Raw genomic sequence first — 18,140 nt, forward strand, 5'->3', positions numbered from 1 at the left:
ACCGTGACCGGGATCACTGTCGCGACCTACTTGGGCACCTGATACTTCGGGAACACGCCCGTCGGCGCGGGCAGGCTCACGCCGGGCTTGAGTCGTGTCCCCATCGCGGAGAAGTCCCGCTGATCTTCGGACTGGCCCAATAGATCCAGCAGTGTGGCCGCGGACTCGGGCATCACCGGCTGCACCAGTAGCGCGACAATCCGCACCACCTCCAACGTGGTGTACAGCACGGTGCCGAACCGCAGCTGGTCCTCGGCGCTATCACTCTTGCCCAGCACCCATGGCTCCTGAGCCGAGAAGTACCGGTTGCTCGCGCCCAGCACCTGCCAGATCGCCTCCAGCGCGAGATGCATCGCCGGCACCTCGAAATGGGTGCGGGCCTGTTCCAGGAGGCTGTCAGCAGCGCTGAGTAGCTCCAGGTCCTCGGGTGCGAAGTCGCCCGGTTCGGGCACGATGCCGTCGAGATTCTTGGCGACCATGGACAGCGACCGCTGCGCCAGGTTGCCCAGCTCGTTGGCCAGGTCGGCGTTGATCCGCCCGATCAGACCTTCCTCGGTGTAGCTGCCGTCCTGGCCGAAGGGAACCTCGCGCAGCAGGAAGTAGCGCACCTGGTCCAGTCCGAAGGTGTCGATGAGGTTGATCGGGTCGACCACATTGCCGATCGACTTACTCATCTTCTCGCCCTTGTTGGTCAGGAAGCCGTGCGCGAAGACCCGCTTGGGCAGTGCGATGCCGGCCGACATCAAAAATGCTGGCCAGTACACGGTGTGGAACCGGCTGATGTCCTTGCCGATCATGTGCAGATCGGCGGGCCAGTACCGCGCGAACGAGTCCGATGAGGTGTCGGGGAAGCCCACCCCCGTCAGATAGTTGGTGAGGGCATCCACCCACACATACATGACGTGGTCGGGGTGGTCGGGCACCGGCACGCCCCAGTCGAACGTGGTGCGGGAGATGGAGAGATCGCGCAGACCACCGGAGACGAAGCTGACGATTTCGTTGCGCCGTACCGCCGGGCCGATGAACTCCGGATGGGCTTCGTAATGCGCCAGCAGCTTGTCCTGGTAATTCGACAGCCTGAAGAAGTAGGAGTGTTCTTCGGTCCAGTCGACCGGGGTTCCCGTCGCGGTGGCGGTGCGGGTGCCGTCGGGGGCGACGGTGGTTTCGGCGTCGGTGTAGAACGCCTCGTCGCGCACCGAGTACCAGCCCGCGTAGGTGTCCAAATAGATGTCGCCGTTGTCGGCCATCCGGCGCCAGATCGCCTTCGACGCCTCGTAATGGTCTGGGTCGGTGGTTCGGATGAACCGGTCGAAGGAGATGTTGAGCTTGCGCTGCAACGCCTCGAACACGTCGGAATTGCGCCGGGCCAGCTCCGCCGTCGGAATTCCGGCTGCTGCCGCCGTCTGCGCCACCTTCAAGCCGTGTTCGTCGGTACCGGTGAGGTAACGCACGTCGAAGCCGTCCAGCCGCTTGAAGCGGGCGACCGAGTCGGTCGCGACGTACTCGTACGCGTGGCCGATGTGCGGCTCGCCATTGGGGTACGCGATGGCTGTGGTGATGTAGAACGGATCCAATGATTCAGGCATGGTCTGAGCAACTTTATAGACTGGTGTTCTGATGACGCCCGGCAATAAGAGGCAGGCCCCGCCCAACCCCGAGCCGCTCGCGCCCCTTATCGATGCGCACACCCATCTGGATGCATGCGGTGCCGTGACGGACCAGGACGTGCGCGCCATCGTCGATCACGCCGAGTCCGTGGGTGTGGGGCGTGTGGTGACGGTGGCAGACGACCTTGCGTCGGCCCGATGGGCGGTGTCGGCCGCCGCGGGTGATCCGCGGGTGTACGCCGCCGTCGCGTTGCATCCCACTCGCGCCGGTGATCTGACCGACTCCGCGCGCGCGGAGTTGGAAAATCTGGCCGCACATCCCCGCGTGGTGGCGATCGGGGAGACCGGTTTGGATCTGTATTGGCCGGGCCGATTGGAGGGCTGCGCGGAGCCGTCGATTCAACGCGAAGCATTTGCTTGGCATATCGAGCTGGCTAAGCGGACGGGCAAGCCGCTGATGATTCACAACCGCGATGCCGACGCCGAAGTGCTCGATGTGCTGAAGTCCGAGGGCGCGCCGCCCACGGTTATCTTCCACTGCTTCTCATCGGATGCTGAGATGGCGAAGAGGTGCGTCGCTGAGGGCTGGATCTTGAGCTTGTCGGGGACGGTGAGTTTCAAGAACGCGCATGCGCTTCGGGAGGCCGCCGCGCTCATTCCCGACGAACAACTGCTGGTAGAGACCGATGCGCCCTACCTCACCCCCCATCCGTATCGGGGTGCACCGAATGAGTCGTACTGTCTGCCGTACACCGTCCGGGCCCTCGCCGACATAACCGGGCAACGCCCCGAGCGATTAGCGGCCGCGTCCACGGCGACGGCAGTAAGGGTGTTCAAGATGGTTGATGAGTTGCCTCGGCGCGATGCTTTCGTTACCGTGTCGTGATCAGATCGCCGGGTTGCGTCACCGTTGACAACCGGTATCGAGGCACCGAAACGAACGCAGGAATCTCCTACTCGTGAATGCACTGACGAAGCTCAACGCAACGCGATCGCCCTTGCTGCGCGCCCTTGTGGCCGCCCTGCTGGTGGTGATCGGCGCGGGCGGTGGCTACGCCATCGCTGCGCATAAGACCCTCACTCTCAACGTCGACGGGAACGCCATGACGGTCACGACCGTCAAGTCACAGGTGTCCGAGGTGCTGGCCGACTACGGATACGCGCTGTCGGATCGTGACGATGTCGCTCCGGCCAAGCACGACTCGGTACGTGACGGCGACACCATCGTGCTCAAGCGTTCGCGCCCGCTGGACATCTCCGTAGACGGGCAGGGCACCCAGCAGGTCTGGACCACCGCCAACACGGTGAACGACGCGCTGTCTCAGCTGTCCATGACCGACACCGCCCCGACCGCCGCGACGCGTGGCAGTCGCCTTCCGTTGGAGGGCATGTCACTGGCGGTGGTGAGTGCCAAGACCGTGCGTCTCAACGACGGCGGCGCGATGAGCACCCCGCGCATCGCCGCCCCCACCGTGGGCACGCTCCTGGAGGCCACCGGTAACCCGCTGCAGCAGTTCGACACCGTCGATCCCGCGCCGAGCACCCCGGTGACCGCCGACATGCCGATCACTGTGACCCGCATCCGGGTCAGCAAGGTGACCGAGCAGGCTCCCTTGGCGCCGACTCCTCAGAAAATCGAAGACGCCGACATGAACATGAGTCGCTCGGTAGTCGAGGATCCGGGCGCTCCCGGTACCCAGGACATCGTGTTCTCGGTGTTGACGGTCAATGGCCGCGAAACCGGGCGGATGCCGGTGTCCAACAATGTGCTGACTCCCGCCCGCGACTCGGTGCTGCGGGTCGGTGCCAAACCGGGCACCGAGGTGCCCACGGTGACCCGTGGATCGGCGTGGGATGCGCTGGCTTCGTGTGAGGCCGGTGGCAACTGGGCCATCAACACGGGTAATGGCTTCTACGGTGGTGTGCAGTTCGACTACGGAACCTGGCTGGCCCACGGCGGCGCCAAGTATGCGCCGCGTGCCGACCTCGCGACGCGCGAGGAACAGATCGCCATCGCCGAGAAGACGTTGGCTGTGCAGGGTTGGGGCGCTTGGCCGGTATGCAGCGCGAGGGTCGGTGCCCGCTGACCATCAGGCTGCTCGGCCGCACCGAGATCCGACAACTGGCCAAGGATCTCGATTTCCGACCGACGAAGACGCTGGGCCAGAACTTCGTTCACGACGCCAACACCATTCGCCGGATCGTGTCCGCATCGGGTGTGGGTAAGGGCGATCACGTCATCGAGGTGGGGCCCGGCCTGGGCTCACTGACGTTGGGGCTGTTGGACAAGGGCTGCGCGGTGACCGCGGTCGAGCTGGATCCGGTGTTGGCTCGACGTCTTCCGGCCACCATCAAGGAACACTCGCACAGCGAGTTCAACCGGTTCTCGGTGATTCACCAAGACGTACTGAAGCTCACCCCCGCCGATATCTCCGGGGATCCGCCGACGGCAATGGTGGCCAACTTGCCCTACAACGTCGCGGTGCCGGCGCTGCTGCGGATCCTGACCGAATTCGATTCGGTGAAGACCATTTTGGTGATGGTCCAGTCCGAGGTGGCCGATCGGCTGACGGCGGAGCCCGGTTCGCGTATCTATGGTGTGCCGAGCGTGAAGGTGCGCTACTTCGGCAAGGTGAAGCGTCTCGGTACCGTGTCTCCTGCGGTGTTCTGGCCGATTCCGCGGGTGTACTCGGGTCTGGTGCGCATCGACCGTCATCCTGACGCGATCTGGCCCTCCGATGCTGGGTTCCGCAAGGAGCTCTTCGACCTGATCGACATCTCATTCGCCCAGCGCCGCAAGACCTCTCGTAACGCTTTCGCGGAGTGGGCGGGTTCGGGTGACGAGTCGGCGCGTCGGCTGCTGGCCGCCAGCATCGACCCGGCGCGTCGCGGCGAGACGTTGGATGTCGCGGATTTCGCTCGGCTGCTGGAGCGTTCGGCGATCGTCTAGGTTCTACTTGTCACCGAGGTTGGGCGGGTCGTCCATCATCGGAGTCTCCGCGATCACCGGGTACTGCCCGGTGTAGCCCACGCGCTCGCGAGCCAGCTCCATGACGCGTTCCTTGGAGAGGTACCAACCGATGATGAGCAGCGGCGTGAAGATCCCCAGAGCCACCAGGTTCCAATAGTTTTCGTAGCACATGAGTACCAGCACCACCAGCAGGAAAACGAGCGTCGCGTACCCGGTGTAGGGGGGCGCCGGGCATCTGGAACTTGCCGCGTCGCAGGATGCCCCGTTGCGTCCATTGGTACAGCCGCAGCTGACAGATGACGATGGTGGCCCACGAGGCGATGATTCCGAGCGCTGCCACATCCAGCGCGGTCTCGAACGCCTTGGCGGGGATGACCATGTTCATGAAGACGCCGACGACGGTGAAGCAGGCGGTGAGAGCGATGCCCGCGAAAGGGACGCCATTGGATGACATGCGAGACAAGAGTTGCGGTGCACTGCCATTCATGGACATGGAGCGCAGGATGCGGCCGGTGCTGTACAGGCCCGCGTTCAGGCTCGAGAGCGCGGCGGTGAGCACCACGAAGTTCATGATGTCGCCGGCGTAGGGCAGACCCACTCGGGAGAAGAACGTCACGAACGGACTCTCGCCCTCCTTGTAGAGGGTGTAGGGCAGCAGTAATGCCAGCAGAATCAATGAGCCGACGTAGAAGACGGCGATACGAATCACCACTGCGTTGATGGCCTTCGGCATGACCTTCTCGGGATTTTCCGTCTCACCCGCCGCGGTGCCCACCAATTCCACTGAGGCGTAGGCGAAGACCACACCGGAGGTGACCACCACCAGGGCCAATAGTCCGGTGGGGAAGAGTCCACCGTTGTCGGCGAGTATCGAGGGCCCGGTGGTGGCACCCTCGACCGTGAATCGTCCCGCCAAGAACACGATGCCGACGATCAAGAAGGCTACGAGGGCAACGACTTTGATGAGTGCGGCCCAGAACTCCATCTCGCCGAACAGCTTGACGCTGATCATGTTCATGGTGAGCACGATGACCAGGGCGATGAGCGCGATGGTCCACTGGGGGATGGCCTTGAAGGAGCCCCAGTAGTGCATGTAGAGGGCGATCGCGGTGACGTCCACGATCGAGGTGGCCGCCCAGTTGACGAAGTACATCCAGCCGGCGATGTAAGCGGCCTTCTCCCCGAGGAATTCGCGCGCGTAGGACACGAAAGACCCCGATGACGGGCGGTGCAGCACCAGCTCACCGAGGGCACGCAGCATAAAGAAGACGAAGATGCCGCAGACGGCGTAGACGAGCCACAGGCTTGGCCCGGCCTCGTGCAGACGTTTTCCGGCGCCCATGAACAGGCCGGTGCCGATGGCACCGCCGATCCCGATCATCTGGACTTGGCGGTTCTTCAGGCCTTTGTGATATCCCTCGTCCTCGCGAGTGAGGGCGGACGTATCGTAATTAGCTGGAGATGCCATGGGGCGACGGTACCGGGGATTAGGTCATCGCGTGTGTCAAAAGTGTTATGAACTCCGTACATGTCGGATAGCGGCTTAACGGATCCTTGGACATGGCCTTGGCGACGATCGAATCGAACGCTCGGGGGATGTCCTTATGGCGGTAAGAGATCGGCCACGGCGTGGCGTTCAGGTGCAGGTCAGCGAGTCTCATCGCCGTGCGTGCGGTGAACGGGGGTCTGCCGTCGAACAGTTCGACCGCGGTGCAGGCCAACGCATACTGGTCGGTGGCCGCCGTCACGGGTTGCCCGCGCAGCACCTCGGGTGCCGCGTAGGGCAGGGATGTCTGTACGACGGGCCTGCGTGGCCCGGCGGCGAGGATAAGTTCCTGGGCGATACCGAAATCGGTGAGCACGGCGCTGCCTGAGCGCCGACGCATGATGTTGGACGGCTTCACGTCGCAATGCACCACCTGGGCGTCGTGGATGTAGTCGAGCGCTCCGGCGATCTGATGGAGGGTAGTTAGCTTTATGGGCATGATCCAGCTTTGATTGGTGCCCACCAAGTCCTTCGCGGAGCCGCCGGTGAGCGCTTCCATGGCCAGCCAGTCCTCGCCGCGTTCGTAGACCGTGATGATGCGGGGATGCGAAAACCGTTGGGCCAAAACAAATTCCCGGTGCAACCGGTCGATGCTCTCCGGGTTCCGATGCCGTGGATCCAGCACCTTCAGAGCGACGTCCGGACCGTCATCGCGGTGTGCCAGGAAGACCTGTGCCGTCCCGCCACGTCCCGCCACAGCGTCGATGACGTAGCCATGGAATTCGCCACCCGGTACCGGCATGCACCGAGGGTGTCACGAGTACCCCAGCGTGGTGGCGGATTTCGTTCTACTACGCGTGTCTGGGGAACTCCGACGGCGGCCCAGTCACCGGATCTGGTCCCGCACCGACGGGCGCTGGGGGAGGCGGTACGGAACTTGCCGGCCGAGGTGTTCTCGGCGGCGGCAGCGGCCGGGCGCGCACGTTCAGCGGCCACCAGAACCAGCGGCCCAGCAGGGTCGCGATGGCCGGTGTCATGAACGACCGCACCACCAGGGTGTCGAACAGCAGACCCAGACCGATGGTGGTGCCCACCTGGCCGATGATCGTCAGATCGCTGATGGCCATGGCCATCATGGTGAAGGCGAACACCAGGCCGGCGGAGGTCACCACACTGCCGGTGCCGCCCATCGCCCGGATCATGCCCGTCTTCAACCCGCCCGGTAGTTCTTCCTTGAGGCGGGAGACCAGCAGCAGGTTGTAGTCGGAGCCCACGGCGAGTAGCACGATGATCGCCATTTGCATGACCATCCAGTGCAATTCCTGACCCAGGATGTACTGCCAGATGATGACCGACAAGCCGAATGAGGCGCCCAGGGAGAGCAATACGGTGCCGACGATCACCAGCGAGGCCACAAAGCTTCGCGTGATGAGCAACATGATGAGGAAGATCAGGCACAGCGCGGAGATGCCGGCGATCATCAGGTCGTATCGGGCGCCGTCGGACATGTCCTTGAATGTCGCTGCGGTGCCGCCCAGTTCGATCTTGGCGTCTTCAAGGGGGGTGCCCTTGACGGCTTCGATCGCGGCCAGCTTGATGGGCTCGATATGTGAAAGTCCTTCGGGCGACGTGGGATCGCCGCGATGCGAGATGATCATCCGCAGCGTCTTGCCGTCGGGGGACAGGAACATCTTGAGGCCGCGCTTGAAATCCGGGTTGTCGAAGATCTCCGGCGGCAGGTAGAACGAGTCGTCGTTCTTGGCCTTGTCGAACGCCCTGCCCATGGCGGTCGAGTCCTTGCTCGTCTCGTCCTGGAGGTTGTACATGCCGGCCATGGTGCTGTGCATCGTCAACATCATGTTCTGCATGGATTCCATGAGCGGGATCATGTCCCGCATGTCGGCGACCATCTGAGGCATGATGACGTCCATCTTCTCCATCGAGAGGACCATGCCGTCCATGTTCTCGGTGAGCTCATCGATCTTGTCGAGCACCTCGAAGATCGATCGGAACGCCTGACAGATCGGGATATCGAAGCAGTGCTTCTCCCAGTAGAAGTAGTTCTTGATGGGACGGAAGAAGTCGTCGAAGTTCTCGAGGCTGTCCCGCATGTCGTGGATGGTGCCCTGCAGGTGATGCATGTCGCCGATCATCTGGTGCATCACGCCGGTGAGCTCGGTCATGTTGGCCAGCATCTTTTTCATGGTGTTCACCATGAGTCCCATTTGGTCGGCCTGGACCTTCATATCGGCCATCCGGTCCTTCATCAGCTTCAGGTTCTGAACCTGGCCGACGCCTTGGGCGCTGATGAGGAAGGGGATCGAGCTGTGCTCGATCGGGGTGCCCTGTGGGCGGGTAATCGCTTGCACGCGTGCGATTCCCGGCACCTTGTATACGGCCTTGGCCAGCTTGTCGATGACCAGGAAGTCCGCGGAGTTCCGCATATCGTGATCGGACTCCAGCACCAGCATTTCGGGGTTCATCCGGGCCGGGTCGAAGTGCCGGTCGGCGGCCTGGAAACCCTGATTCGCGGGGATGTCCTTGGGGATGTACTTCTTATCGTCGTAGCTGGTCTGGTAGCCGGGCAGTGCGGCCAGTCCGATGATGGCGATCGCCATCGAGGCGGCCAGGATCGGGCCAGGCCAGCGGGTGATCGCGGCACCGATGCGACGCCAGGTGCGAATTCGCATGGCGCGCTTGGGCTCGAACAGCCCGAAACGGCTTCCGATGGTGATCAGCGACGGCCCCAGGGTGAGGGCGACGGCCACGGCCGTCAGAACCGCCACGGCGCAGGGCACGCCCAGGGTCTGGAAGTAGGGCATGCGGGTGAAGCTCAGGCAGTACATGGCGCCGGCGATCGTCGATCCCGTGCCCAAGATGACATGGGCTGTGCCATGGAACATGTCGTAGTACGCGGCTTCGCGATCCAGTCCCTTGACCCGGGCTTCCTGATATCGCCCGATTAGGAAGATGGCGTAGTCGGTTCCGGCCGCGATGACCAGCACCACAAGGAGATTCACCGCGAAGGTGGACAGTCCGATGATGTGGTTGTCGCCGAGCACCGAGATCATTCCGCGTGCGGCACCCAACTGGATACCCACCATGAGCAGCACCAACAGCACGGTGAAGAACGATCGGTAGAAGAACGCCAGCATCACGATGATGACGATGAACGTCAGCCCGGTGATCTTGATCATGCTGCTGTCGCCGGCATGGGCCAAGTCGGTCTGCAGGGCGGCGGGACCGGTGACGTAGACCTTGAGCCCGTCCGGCATGGGCTTCGGGTTGCCCTGGGCGTCGGTCGTCAGTTTCTTGATGACGTTGCGGACGGACTCGATCGATTCATTCGCGAGTGTCTCGCCCATATCGCCGGCCAGGTTCAGCTGGACGTAGGTCGCTTTGCCGTCGGTGCTCTGCGCGCCGGACTCGGTGAGGGGATCACCCCAGAAGTCCTGTACGTGCTGAACGTGTTTGGTGTCGGCGCGTAACTGCGTCACCATCTCGTCGTAGAACTTGTGTGCGCCGGGGCCCAGCGGTTGGTCGCCCTCGAGCACGATCATGGCCGCGCTGTTGGAGTCCGACTCCTGGAAGAGCCGTCCCATGTTCTTCATGGCCTTCATCGACGGTGCGTCGTTGGGGCTCAGCGAAACGGTGTTCTCTTGACCCACCTGCTCCAGCTGAGGCGCTGAGAGGGCGAGGAGGACGACGATTGCCACCCACGCGATGACGATGGGAACCGACAGGCGCCGAATCCATTTGGCGATGAATGTGGGCTCGCCGTTGGCGTGTGCCCCGCTCATGCGGACTTCACAAAGCAGTAGACGTAGGCGCTCACCTCGTTGGTATACCTCTCGTCTTTTATCTCGCCATTGGCCGTGATGCGGCAGCCCAGTCCGTCAGCATTGCGGGTTTGAGCCAAGATGTTTCCCGTCATCGACGGTGCCGTCGTGATGATCTCAATCGACCACGGTAGCGTTGCCCCGTTGATCTGGTGGGGCTCCCCTTCCTTGTCGATGTAGTTGATGTCGGCGACGGTTCCGGGCGGGCCGAAGATGTCGTAGACCACGTGCTTGGGCTTGGAGTTGTTTTTGTCGTCGGTCATGCTGCCGGCGTAGGTGGGCAGCTGCTGCGAGCCGAAGATGCTGCGAATGCGCCACACCGCAAAACCCGCGATGGCCAGGACAAGCACCATGACCACCGGAATCCACGCCCGCTTCAATGCGCTGAGAATCGCAGGACCCCTTCACCCGTGTGCTGTCGAACAGATCGATTACCGGAAAGTGCATGAAGCGTTCACGTATAACGCATAGCGTGTGCGTTACAGGCAACCTACCAGCGGGTAAGTGCGCCCGCAAGTCACACGCCGTGCGTTATCTTGAGGTAGATGACACACCTGGGTTTCCGGCGCGCACGTTCGGAGGAGAACAAGCGTCAACGTGCGGCAACGATCGTGGAAGCCGCCCGGTCGCTGGCGTTGGAGTCCGGTGTCGCGTCGGTCACTCTCACCGGTTTGGCCAATCGTGCGGGTGTGCATCACTCCGCGGTGCGTCGCTACTTCACCTCCCATAAAGAGGTGCTGCTGAGACTCTCGACGGAGGGCATGGCCGCGCTGGCTCAATCCGTGTGCTCGGAATTGGGCGGCTCGCAGGAGCGGTCGCCGGCAGACGTCGGTGCGGTGTTGTCGAGCGCTCTCATCGAGGAGCCGCTGTTTTGCGATCTGCTGGGCAGCCACTATCTGCATCTCGAGCATGAGGTGGCACTCGGCCAGGTCCGGGAGGCTCAGCGGGTCAACCAGGCGGCTGCGATGACGATGGTCGACGCGATAGAGCGCGCGGTGCCGGAGCTCGACCGCAACAGTGCGCTCGACATTGTCACCTCGGCCTTCGCGCTCGCCGGGATGCTGTGGCAGTTCGCCCATCCTCCTGCGGGGCTCGAGCACGATTTCGGGGAAGAGCCGGGCTTTCCGGAGGATTGGGATACGGATTTCGCCAGCACGCTCACCCGGCTGCTCACCGCCACCTGCATCGGGGCAGCGAAGTAGTCCAGGGCGGAGTTGGCATGGCGCCTACACCTTGCTGGGCCACCAGATCCTGTTACCGATGATTGACATTGCCGCCGGAACCATGACGGTGCGCACAATGGTGATGTCGAGTAGCAGCCCGACGCCGATGGTGAAGCCGATCTGCAGCAGGTTGATCACGCTTCCGCTCATCAGCGCGAACATCGTGAGGGCGAAGACGAGCCCAGCGGTGGTGATCACACTCCCAGTGCTGCCAAAGCCGCGGAGAATGCCGCGGACTATGCCGTCTTGTGATTCCTCCCTGATTCGGGCCGCGAACAACATGCTGTAGTCGGCACCCACCGCGATCAACGCCATGAACGACACCGGGAAAACCGACCAGTCGACGTCGATCCCGATGATGTGCTGCCAGAACAGGATCGTGATGCCCGCGGCAGCGGCGAATGACAACGTGACCACGGCCACCATGAACAGCGGTGCGAGCAGGCTGCGCAATAGCACGGCGAGTACCAGGAATACGCCGAGGATGGCCACCACACCGTAGGTGGCGAAATCGCGCCAGACCTGATCGCGCATGTCTGCCGACAGCGATGCCAAACCCGTGCTCGCGAATTGTGCGTTCCGCAGGCTCGTTTCGCCGGCGGCCTGGGTGGCGGCCTGGGCAAGTTGATGTGCGGTGTTCAGTGCCCGATAGCTGTCGGGCTCGACGTCGAACACCACTAGCATCCGGGCAGTCCTGCCATCGGGAGAGAACAGCAGTTCCTGGCCGGCGACAAACTGTTTTTCGGTAAAGCCTTGTGGCGGTAGGTAGAAGCCTGCCCCAGGGCCGGTAGAGGTATGCGCGCCGATGTTGTTGAGGTAGCCCGAGGCTTCCCCCAGCCCGGTGTTGAGCTGGCCGGTCAGGCCGGAGATCTGATCGACCCCGCCTCTGAGCTGGGTGAGCCCGCCAGACAACCGCGATACTCCTTGGGAGAGCGCCGATGCACCCTGGACCAGTTCGTCCAGTTGTTTACGGACCTGCGTCGGCGATTGATTTCCGAGCTGCTTCGACAGTGACTGGAGCCGTGCAAGGGTGTCTTTGACCCGTGGCAATGCCAACCGTGCGTTCTCGATGGTCTCCTGCGGAACGGCGGTCGAAGCCAGGAATTGTCGCAGCACCCTGGTCATGGCGCCGTTGGAGATCGAGTCGAGTTCGTCGAGCTGCGTCCGGGCATGTGTGCAGATCGGGTTGGTGGTGCATGCCGGCGCCGGTTCTGGAGTCAGTGCGGGACCGAGCACTGATTCGAGGGTGTTCACCGCATCTGCCGTTAACGCGTTGGCGCTCAGGGCTTGTAGCGAATGATCGAGGACGTCCACCAGGGCGGTTAGATCGGCAAGTGTCTGCGGAACATCGGCTGTACTGTTTGTCGCGGTCGATATTGCCTGCCCCGCCGATTCGTAGCTGTTGATGAGGGTGCGGGCGAGTTCGACGACTTGTCTGGTGCCTGCCACCAGCCGCGGCGCGTTGGCCGCTGCCGTGTCGGCTCCGCCCTGCAGCTGTGCCAGTCCGGATACCAGTCGCCCAAGATCGGGACCGGATTGGGCGATGCGCTGCTGTGCCTCTTGCAGGCGCTGGCCGATGACACCGGCCTGATACCCGGTGGTCGTCTCCGTGAGGGGTTTTCCGGTGGGCCGGGTTATCGATCGGACATAGGCGACATCGGGCAGTGTGGATATGGCGGTAGCGATGTGCTCGAGGGCCGCTAAGTCGTCGGTGTTGCGCATGTCCGTGGCAGAGGTGATGACCAAGTACTCGGGTGCAGCTTCGTTGACCCCCCAATGGTCGTGGACCTTTGCATAACCGGTTGTGCTTTCGGTGTCGTTCAGCAGCATCGAACTTTCGCTGAAGTTCACACGGAACGTGGCGACAACCGAGGCGGCGGCGAGCAAGAGGACCACGCAGGCGGCACTGAGGACCCCCGCGTGACGGACAATCCTCGCGCCGGTACGTCGCCACTTGAGCTCGTTCAGATGCCGAGGTTCGGCGTACCCGCGTGCGCCAAGGATCGACAGGATCGCGTACGGCACGGTGAGGGAGACCGCGAGTGCTAGCACGATAGCGATGGCGATCGGGGGGCCCGCGGCTTTGAACATGCCAAGCTCGGTAAAGGCCATGGCAGATGCCGCGACAGCGATGGTCAGCGCCGATGCGGCGAGGATTCCGTTGACCTTGCTGGTTCCCTGGCCTAGGGCCTCGGGAACCGAAAGCTTCGCTCTTCGTCCCTCGTGGTAGCTGGCGACGATGAAGATCGCGTAGTCGGTGGCGGCGCCCAGCAGCAGTGCCGTCATCAGCGAGATCGTGAAATTCGATACCAGCAGGACTCCGTGCTCGCCCAGTAGGGAGATCACCGGGCGGGCCACGCCCAGGGCGATGCCGATGGTGATCAGGGGGACCATTGCCGTGATCAGCGAGCGGTAGACCGCTAACAGCACCAGTGTGATCAGGACTATCGAGACGCCCGTGATCACCACCAAGGAGGAGTCCATCGCGCTGAACATGTCGGTCAATATCGGTGAGGGCCCGGTGAGATAGATGTCGAGTCCCTCCGGTTTAGGCAGCTCGTCGATCATCTGACGGATGCGCACCGTGTTCTCGTGGGCTTTGGTCGTCCCGATATCGCCGGTGCCGGCGAGGGCGAGGTGGATTGCCTTTCCGTCCGGGCTCAGCCCGATATCACGCAGGTCTTCACTGGTGTAGGCGTCGAGCATGTACGCAACGTTCTCGTTGTCCGCGCGTAGGGCATCCACCAGCTTTCGGTACACCAGTCGGTCGGCTTCGTTGATGCCTCGCTCGTCGACCAGCACGATGCTGCCGATGGCCGATGACGCCGGCACGCCGAAGCGTTCCGACATGTACTGAAAGGTTTGTGCAGCTTGGGTATTGGACGGCATGAAGGGTGCGGAGTGCTTAGCGACCGTTGTCTCCAGCTGAGGTATCCCGAGATTCAGGATGACAAGGACTGCTAGCCATGAGCCGATGACCAGCCACGGACGCCGCCACGAGAACTGACTGACCGCGCGAAGTGCCCGGTTGTCGCTGTGTGCCATGTAAGCCGCCATTCGTTTGCATTACCCCACTGGGTAAACCGATCGGTATACCACCGCAGCATATAGACCGATCGATCTATTGCCAAGCGTTGCTGTGGCGGCGTGCCAGAACCGCGGAATCGAGCTCGATTGCGGTTAGCTCAGCGGTTTTTCGAACCAGTGGTGTGCGTACTTTTCGTCGTTGAACGCGGCGACCTCGCCATAACCCGCCGAGCGGTACATCGCGATCGCCTCGGTAAGCGCCCGATTGGTGTCCAGGCGAATCGTGCCGGCGCCGTGGGCGATCGCCAGCTGCTCCAGCTCGGCGAGAATTCGTTTCCCGAGCCCCATGCCGCGGACATTGGGGGAGATCCATACTCGTTTGATTTCGGCCGTTTCGATGATGCCGCCGGCGTTCCTGAGCAGCTTGAGCCCACCGCAGCCGACGGGCTCTTCATGCAGGGTTGCGACGAGGAACAGTCCGGCGGGAGCGCAGAGTTCGGTGTCTCCGGCGGGGAGCGTCAGCGCGGGATCAAACCCGCCGGAGAATCTGGCGGAGATCTCGTCGAAGTAGGCGCGAATGCAATATCGGGCCTCCGGGGCGCGGGTGTCCATCACGGCGGTCTGAACCTGCGAGGCCACAAAGAGTCGTTCGACTTCGGCCATGGCATCGGCGAGCCGTCGCCGCTGATCGATGCTGAGCGGTTCCAGGATGGAACGCGCCAGGTCGTCCGAGCGGCGATCCAGCTCGGACAGTTCGGCGTGGCCGGTGGGTGTCAGGCGCGCGGTGCGTACCCGGGTGTCGCCGTCCGCGGCGTTCACCTCGATGAGCCCACCGCCTTCCAGTGCGCGCAACAGCCGGCTCAGGTACCCCGAGTCCAAGCCCAGGCGGGCGCGCAGCTCGCGGATATCGCATCCCCGCGAAATCCCGGAACCGTTGGCGCCGATCTCCCACAACACCCGCGACTGACCCAATGGGCGGTCCCGGGTGAGGTAGTCGCTCTCGAGGACGCCTATTCGTTGGGTGACGGTTCTGTTGAAGCTGCGCAACCCGTCGACCAGGGCATCGGTCATTTACCTGACTTTAGTCAGATAAAGCCGCGATGTCTCCGTTGTTCGAGGGGTAACGGCCAAGTGCGCCGCCAGAACGTACCCTCATGGGCGTGTCCGAGACCGTCTCCGATTGGGTGCCCACCGGCGCGGTGACCGTTCGAGCGCCCGGCAAGGTCAACCTGTATCTCGCCGTCGGAGATCTGCGTGAGGACGGCTATCACGAGCTGACCACCGTTTTCCATGCGGTGTCGCTGGCCGATGACGTCACGGTTCGGGATGCCGACGTGCTGTCCGTCGATGTCGTCGGGCAGGGCCAGGGGACGGTGCCCACCGACGAGCGCAACCTTGCCTGGCAGGCGGCCGAGCTCTTCGCCGACCATGTGGGCCGCGCCCCCGATGTCTCGATCTTCATCAACAAGGACATCCCGGTCGCGGGCGGTATGGCGGGCGGATCCGCTGATGCGGCTGCGGTGCTGGTCGCGATGAACGAGCTGTGGCGCGCCGGTGTGCCGCGCCGCGATCTGCACCACCTGGCCGCCCGGCTCGGCAGCGACGTCCCGTTCGCATTGCATGGGGGAACCGCCTTGGGCACGGGTCGGGGCGAGCAGCTCGCCACGGTTTTGGCGCGCAACGTCTTTCACTGGGTGTTCGCGTTCGCCGACGGGGGCTTGTCGACGCCCGATGTGTTCCGGGAGATTGACCGGCTGCGCGAGAACGGCGATCCGCCGCGGCTCGACGAGTCCGACGAATTGCTCGGGGCGCTCGCTGCCGGGGACGCACGCCGACTGGCGCCGCTGCTGGGTAACGAGCTGCAGGCCGCCGCGGTGAGCCTCAATCCAGGCCTGCGGCGCACGCTCCGAGCGGGGGAGTCTGCGGGCGCCCTCGCCGGAATCGTGTCCGGTTCCGGCCCCACCTGTGCGTTCTTGTGCACCTCGGCCGATGATGCGGTGCAGGTGGGTGCCGAGCTCGCGGGTGCCGGTGTGTGCCGAACCGTCCGAGTGGCCAGTGGGCCCGTGCACGGCGCACAGGTCATCCAGGGTCGCAGCGACGGCTAGACACGCCGAATAGCGCGACACGCCGAACGGCCAGATCACAGTGGGTTTTGACGGCGATTAAGAAAAGCCTAAGATGCTACGGGATCGTAAGAAGGCATCCGGACTGTCACCTGAACGATATGAATCCGCTGCTAACGGCCTCGCGCGCGCCTACCGCGCGTCGCGGCAGCTGTGGCGGACCATCCGATAAGGACGCGTGACTCGCCCAACAGGCCTAGGCCAGGAGGAACTGTGAGCAGGTTTACCGACGAGCTCTACGCCAATGCGCTGTCCAGCAGCAAGGGCATGGTCACCGGCGAACCCGATACTCCCGTTCGGCACACCTGGAAGCAGGTCCACGAGCGCGCCAAGCAGCTGGCCGGTGGTCTGGCCGCGGCGGGTCTCGGGCCTGACGATGCGATCGGCATGTTGGTGGGTATGCCCGTCGAGATCGCTCCGGCGATTCAGGCGGTGTGGATGCGTGGTGCCTCGCTGACGATGCTGCACCAGCCGACCCCGCGCACCGACCTCGCGGTGTGGGCCGAGGACACCCTCAAGGTTGTCGACATGATCGGCGCCAAGGCCGTCATCGTGTCCGCGCCGTTCGACGCCGCCGCGCCGGTGCTGGAGGAGAAGGGCGTCATCGTCGTCCAGATCAAGGATCTGTGGGATGCCGATGCGATCGAGCCCCTGGATGTCGACGAGGATGCTGTCGCGCTGATGCAGCTGACCTCGGGATCTACCGGGTCCCCTAAGGCTGTCAAGATCACTCACCGCAACCTGTACGCCAACGCGCACGGCATGTACGTCGCCTCCAAGTACAAGCCGGAGTCCGACGTGATGGTCAGCTGGTTGCCGCTGTTCCACGACATGGGCATGGTCGGCTTCCTCACGGTGCCGATGTTCTTCGGCGCCGAGCTGGTGAAGATCACCCCGATGGACTTCATGCGCGATGTTCTGTTGTGGGGCAGGCTGATCGACAAGTACAAGGGCACCATGACGGCCGCCCCGAACTTCGCCTACTCGTTGTTCGCCAAGCGGCTACGCAACCAGGCCAAGCCGGGCGACTTCGACCTTTCGACCCTGCGATTCGTGCTCTCCGGTGCCGAGCCGGTGGATCCGGCCGTGGTCCACGACCTGTGCGATGCCGGAAAGCCGTTTGGGTTCAAGTCCTCCGCGATGGTGCCTGCCTACGGCATGGCCGAAACCGCCTTGGCCGTGTCCTTCTCCGAGGTTGAAGCCTCCGGTCTCATCGTCGACGAGGTTGACGCCGACCTGTTGGCCGCGCTGCGCCGGGCGGTGCCCGCCACCCGCGGAAATCTGCGCCACCTGGCGACACTCGGCCCGCTACTGCCCGGCATCGAGGCACGTGTCATCGATGAGGACCTGAATGTGCTGCCTCCGCGCGGCGTCGGTGTCATCGAGTTGCGTGGCGAGTCGGTCACCCCCGGTTACGTCACCATGGGTGGATTCCTGGCGGCGCAGGACGAAAACGGTTGGTACAACACGGGTGATCTCGGTTATCTGACCGAGCGTGGGCACGTGGTGGTCTGCGGTCGCGTCAAGGACGTCATCATCATGGCGGGCCGCAACATCTACCCGACCGACATCGAACGCGCGGCCGGCCGTGTCGAGGGTGTGCGTCCGGGTTGTGCGGTCGCCGTGCGGCTGGAAGCCGGGGTGGACCCCAAGAATCAGCGCGAGACCTTCGCGGTTGTGGTGGAGTCCAACGCATTCGAGAATGCGGATGAGGTTCGCCGCATCGAGCAGCAGGTCGCGCACGAGGTCGTTGCCGAGGTCGATGTGCGGCCGCGCAATGTGGTGGTGCTCGGACCGGGCAGCATTCCGAAGACCCCATCGGGCAAGCTGCGCCGCTCGACGTCGGTGGCCCTCGTCATCTAAT

The 18,140-nt window shown here is 63.5% G+C and carries 12 protein-coding genes and 1 pseudogene; 6 read left to right on the forward strand and 7 right to left on the reverse strand.

Annotated features, from left to right (window positions below):
- Window positions 1-26: 26 nt before the first annotated feature.
- On the reverse strand, window positions 27-1,736 hold the full coding sequence (metG, locus tag MSTE_RS05350; protein ID WP_269458226.1) for a methionine--tRNA ligase: 1,710 nt from the start codon (window positions 1,734-1,736) through the stop codon (window positions 27-29).
- Between metG and MSTE_RS05355 the strand changes: the two genes are divergently transcribed.
- From MSTE_RS05355 to rsmA, 3 genes are all read left to right on the forward strand, one after another.
- On the forward strand, window positions 1,618-2,493 hold the full coding sequence (locus tag MSTE_RS05355; protein ID WP_096499562.1) for a TatD family hydrolase: 876 nt from the start codon (window positions 1,618-1,620) through the stop codon (window positions 2,491-2,493). The two genes, metG and MSTE_RS05355, sit on opposite strands and share 119 nt — an antisense overlap.
- Before the next feature lie 73 nt (window positions 2,494-2,566).
- Window positions 2,567-3,694: a resuscitation-promoting factor gene (locus MSTE_RS05360; protein ID WP_096499564.1), complete on the forward strand. Its 1,128-nt coding sequence runs from the start codon at window positions 2,567-2,569 to the stop codon at window positions 3,692-3,694.
- Window positions 3,667-4,557 (forward strand): 16S rRNA (adenine(1518)-N(6)/adenine(1519)-N(6))-dimethyltransferase RsmA, encoded by an 891-nt coding sequence (rsmA, locus tag MSTE_RS05365; RefSeq protein WP_162291565.1) that lies wholly within the window; start codon window positions 3,667-3,669, stop codon window positions 4,555-4,557. The genes MSTE_RS05360 and rsmA overlap by 28 nt, the downstream gene beginning before the upstream one ends.
- A gap of 3 nt (window positions 4,558-4,560) precedes the next feature.
- On the opposite strand, the pseudogene MSTE_RS05370 reads toward rsmA, so the two are convergent.
- From MSTE_RS05370 to MSTE_RS05385, 4 genes and pseudogenes are all read right to left on the reverse strand, one after another.
- Window positions 4,561-6,046, reverse strand: a pseudogene (locus MSTE_RS05370) (amino acid permease).
- Between the two features lie 19 nt (window positions 6,047-6,065).
- Window positions 6,066-6,866: a serine/threonine-protein kinase gene (locus tag MSTE_RS05375; protein ID WP_096499568.1), complete on the reverse strand. Its 801-nt coding sequence runs from the start codon at window positions 6,864-6,866 to the stop codon at window positions 6,066-6,068.
- Window positions 6,867-6,915: 49 nt separating this feature from the next.
- Window positions 6,916-9,864 carry an MMPL/RND family transporter gene (locus MSTE_RS05380; RefSeq protein ID WP_096499570.1) on the reverse strand — a complete coding sequence of 983 codons (2,949 nt, stop codon included), beginning with the start codon at window positions 9,862-9,864 and terminating at the stop codon, window positions 6,916-6,918.
- On the reverse strand, window positions 9,861-10,283 hold the full coding sequence (locus tag MSTE_RS05385) for an MmpS family transport accessory protein (protein ID WP_096499572.1): 423 nt from the start codon (window positions 10,281-10,283) through the stop codon (window positions 9,861-9,863). Before MSTE_RS05385 ends, MSTE_RS05380 begins: the two co-directional genes overlap by 4 nt.
- 165 nt (window positions 10,284-10,448) lie before the next feature.
- Here MSTE_RS05385 and MSTE_RS05390 point away from each other — a divergent pair, with 165 nt between their 5' ends.
- Window positions 10,449-11,105 carry a TetR family transcriptional regulator gene (locus MSTE_RS05390; protein ID WP_096499574.1) on the forward strand — a complete coding sequence of 219 codons (657 nt, stop codon included), beginning with the start codon at window positions 10,449-10,451 and terminating at the stop codon, window positions 11,103-11,105.
- A 24-nt stretch (window positions 11,106-11,129) separates the two neighbouring features.
- Here MSTE_RS05390 and MSTE_RS05395 read toward each other — a convergent pair whose 3' ends face one another.
- Window positions 11,130-14,171: an MMPL family transporter gene (locus MSTE_RS05395; RefSeq protein ID WP_096505465.1), complete on the reverse strand. Its 3,042-nt coding sequence runs from the start codon at window positions 14,169-14,171 to the stop codon at window positions 11,130-11,132.
- Between the two features lie 135 nt (window positions 14,172-14,306).
- The gene (locus MSTE_RS05400; protein ID WP_096499576.1) at window positions 14,307-15,224 is read right to left on the reverse strand and encodes a bifunctional helix-turn-helix transcriptional regulator/GNAT family N-acetyltransferase; all 918 of its coding nucleotides are present in this window, start codon (window positions 15,222-15,224) and stop codon (window positions 14,307-14,309) included.
- Window positions 15,225-15,307: 83 nt separating this feature from the next.
- Here MSTE_RS05400 and MSTE_RS05405 point away from each other — a divergent pair, with 83 nt between their 5' ends.
- Window positions 15,308-16,258 carry a 4-(cytidine 5'-diphospho)-2-C-methyl-D-erythritol kinase gene (locus tag MSTE_RS05405; RefSeq protein ID WP_162291370.1) on the forward strand — a complete coding sequence of 317 codons (951 nt, stop codon included), beginning with the start codon at window positions 15,308-15,310 and terminating at the stop codon, window positions 16,256-16,258.
- A gap of 231 nt (window positions 16,259-16,489) precedes the next feature.
- Window positions 16,490-18,139, forward strand: coding sequence for a fatty acyl-AMP ligase (locus MSTE_RS05410; protein ID WP_096499578.1), 1,650 nt, complete (start codon window positions 16,490-16,492; stop codon window positions 18,137-18,139).
- The last annotated feature ends 1 nt before the right edge of the window (window position 18,140 follow it).

It is taken from the genome of [Mycobacterium] stephanolepidis (assembly GCF_002356335.1).
Classification (GTDB): domain Bacteria; phylum Actinomycetota; class Actinomycetes; order Mycobacteriales; family Mycobacteriaceae; genus Mycobacterium; species Mycobacterium stephanolepidis.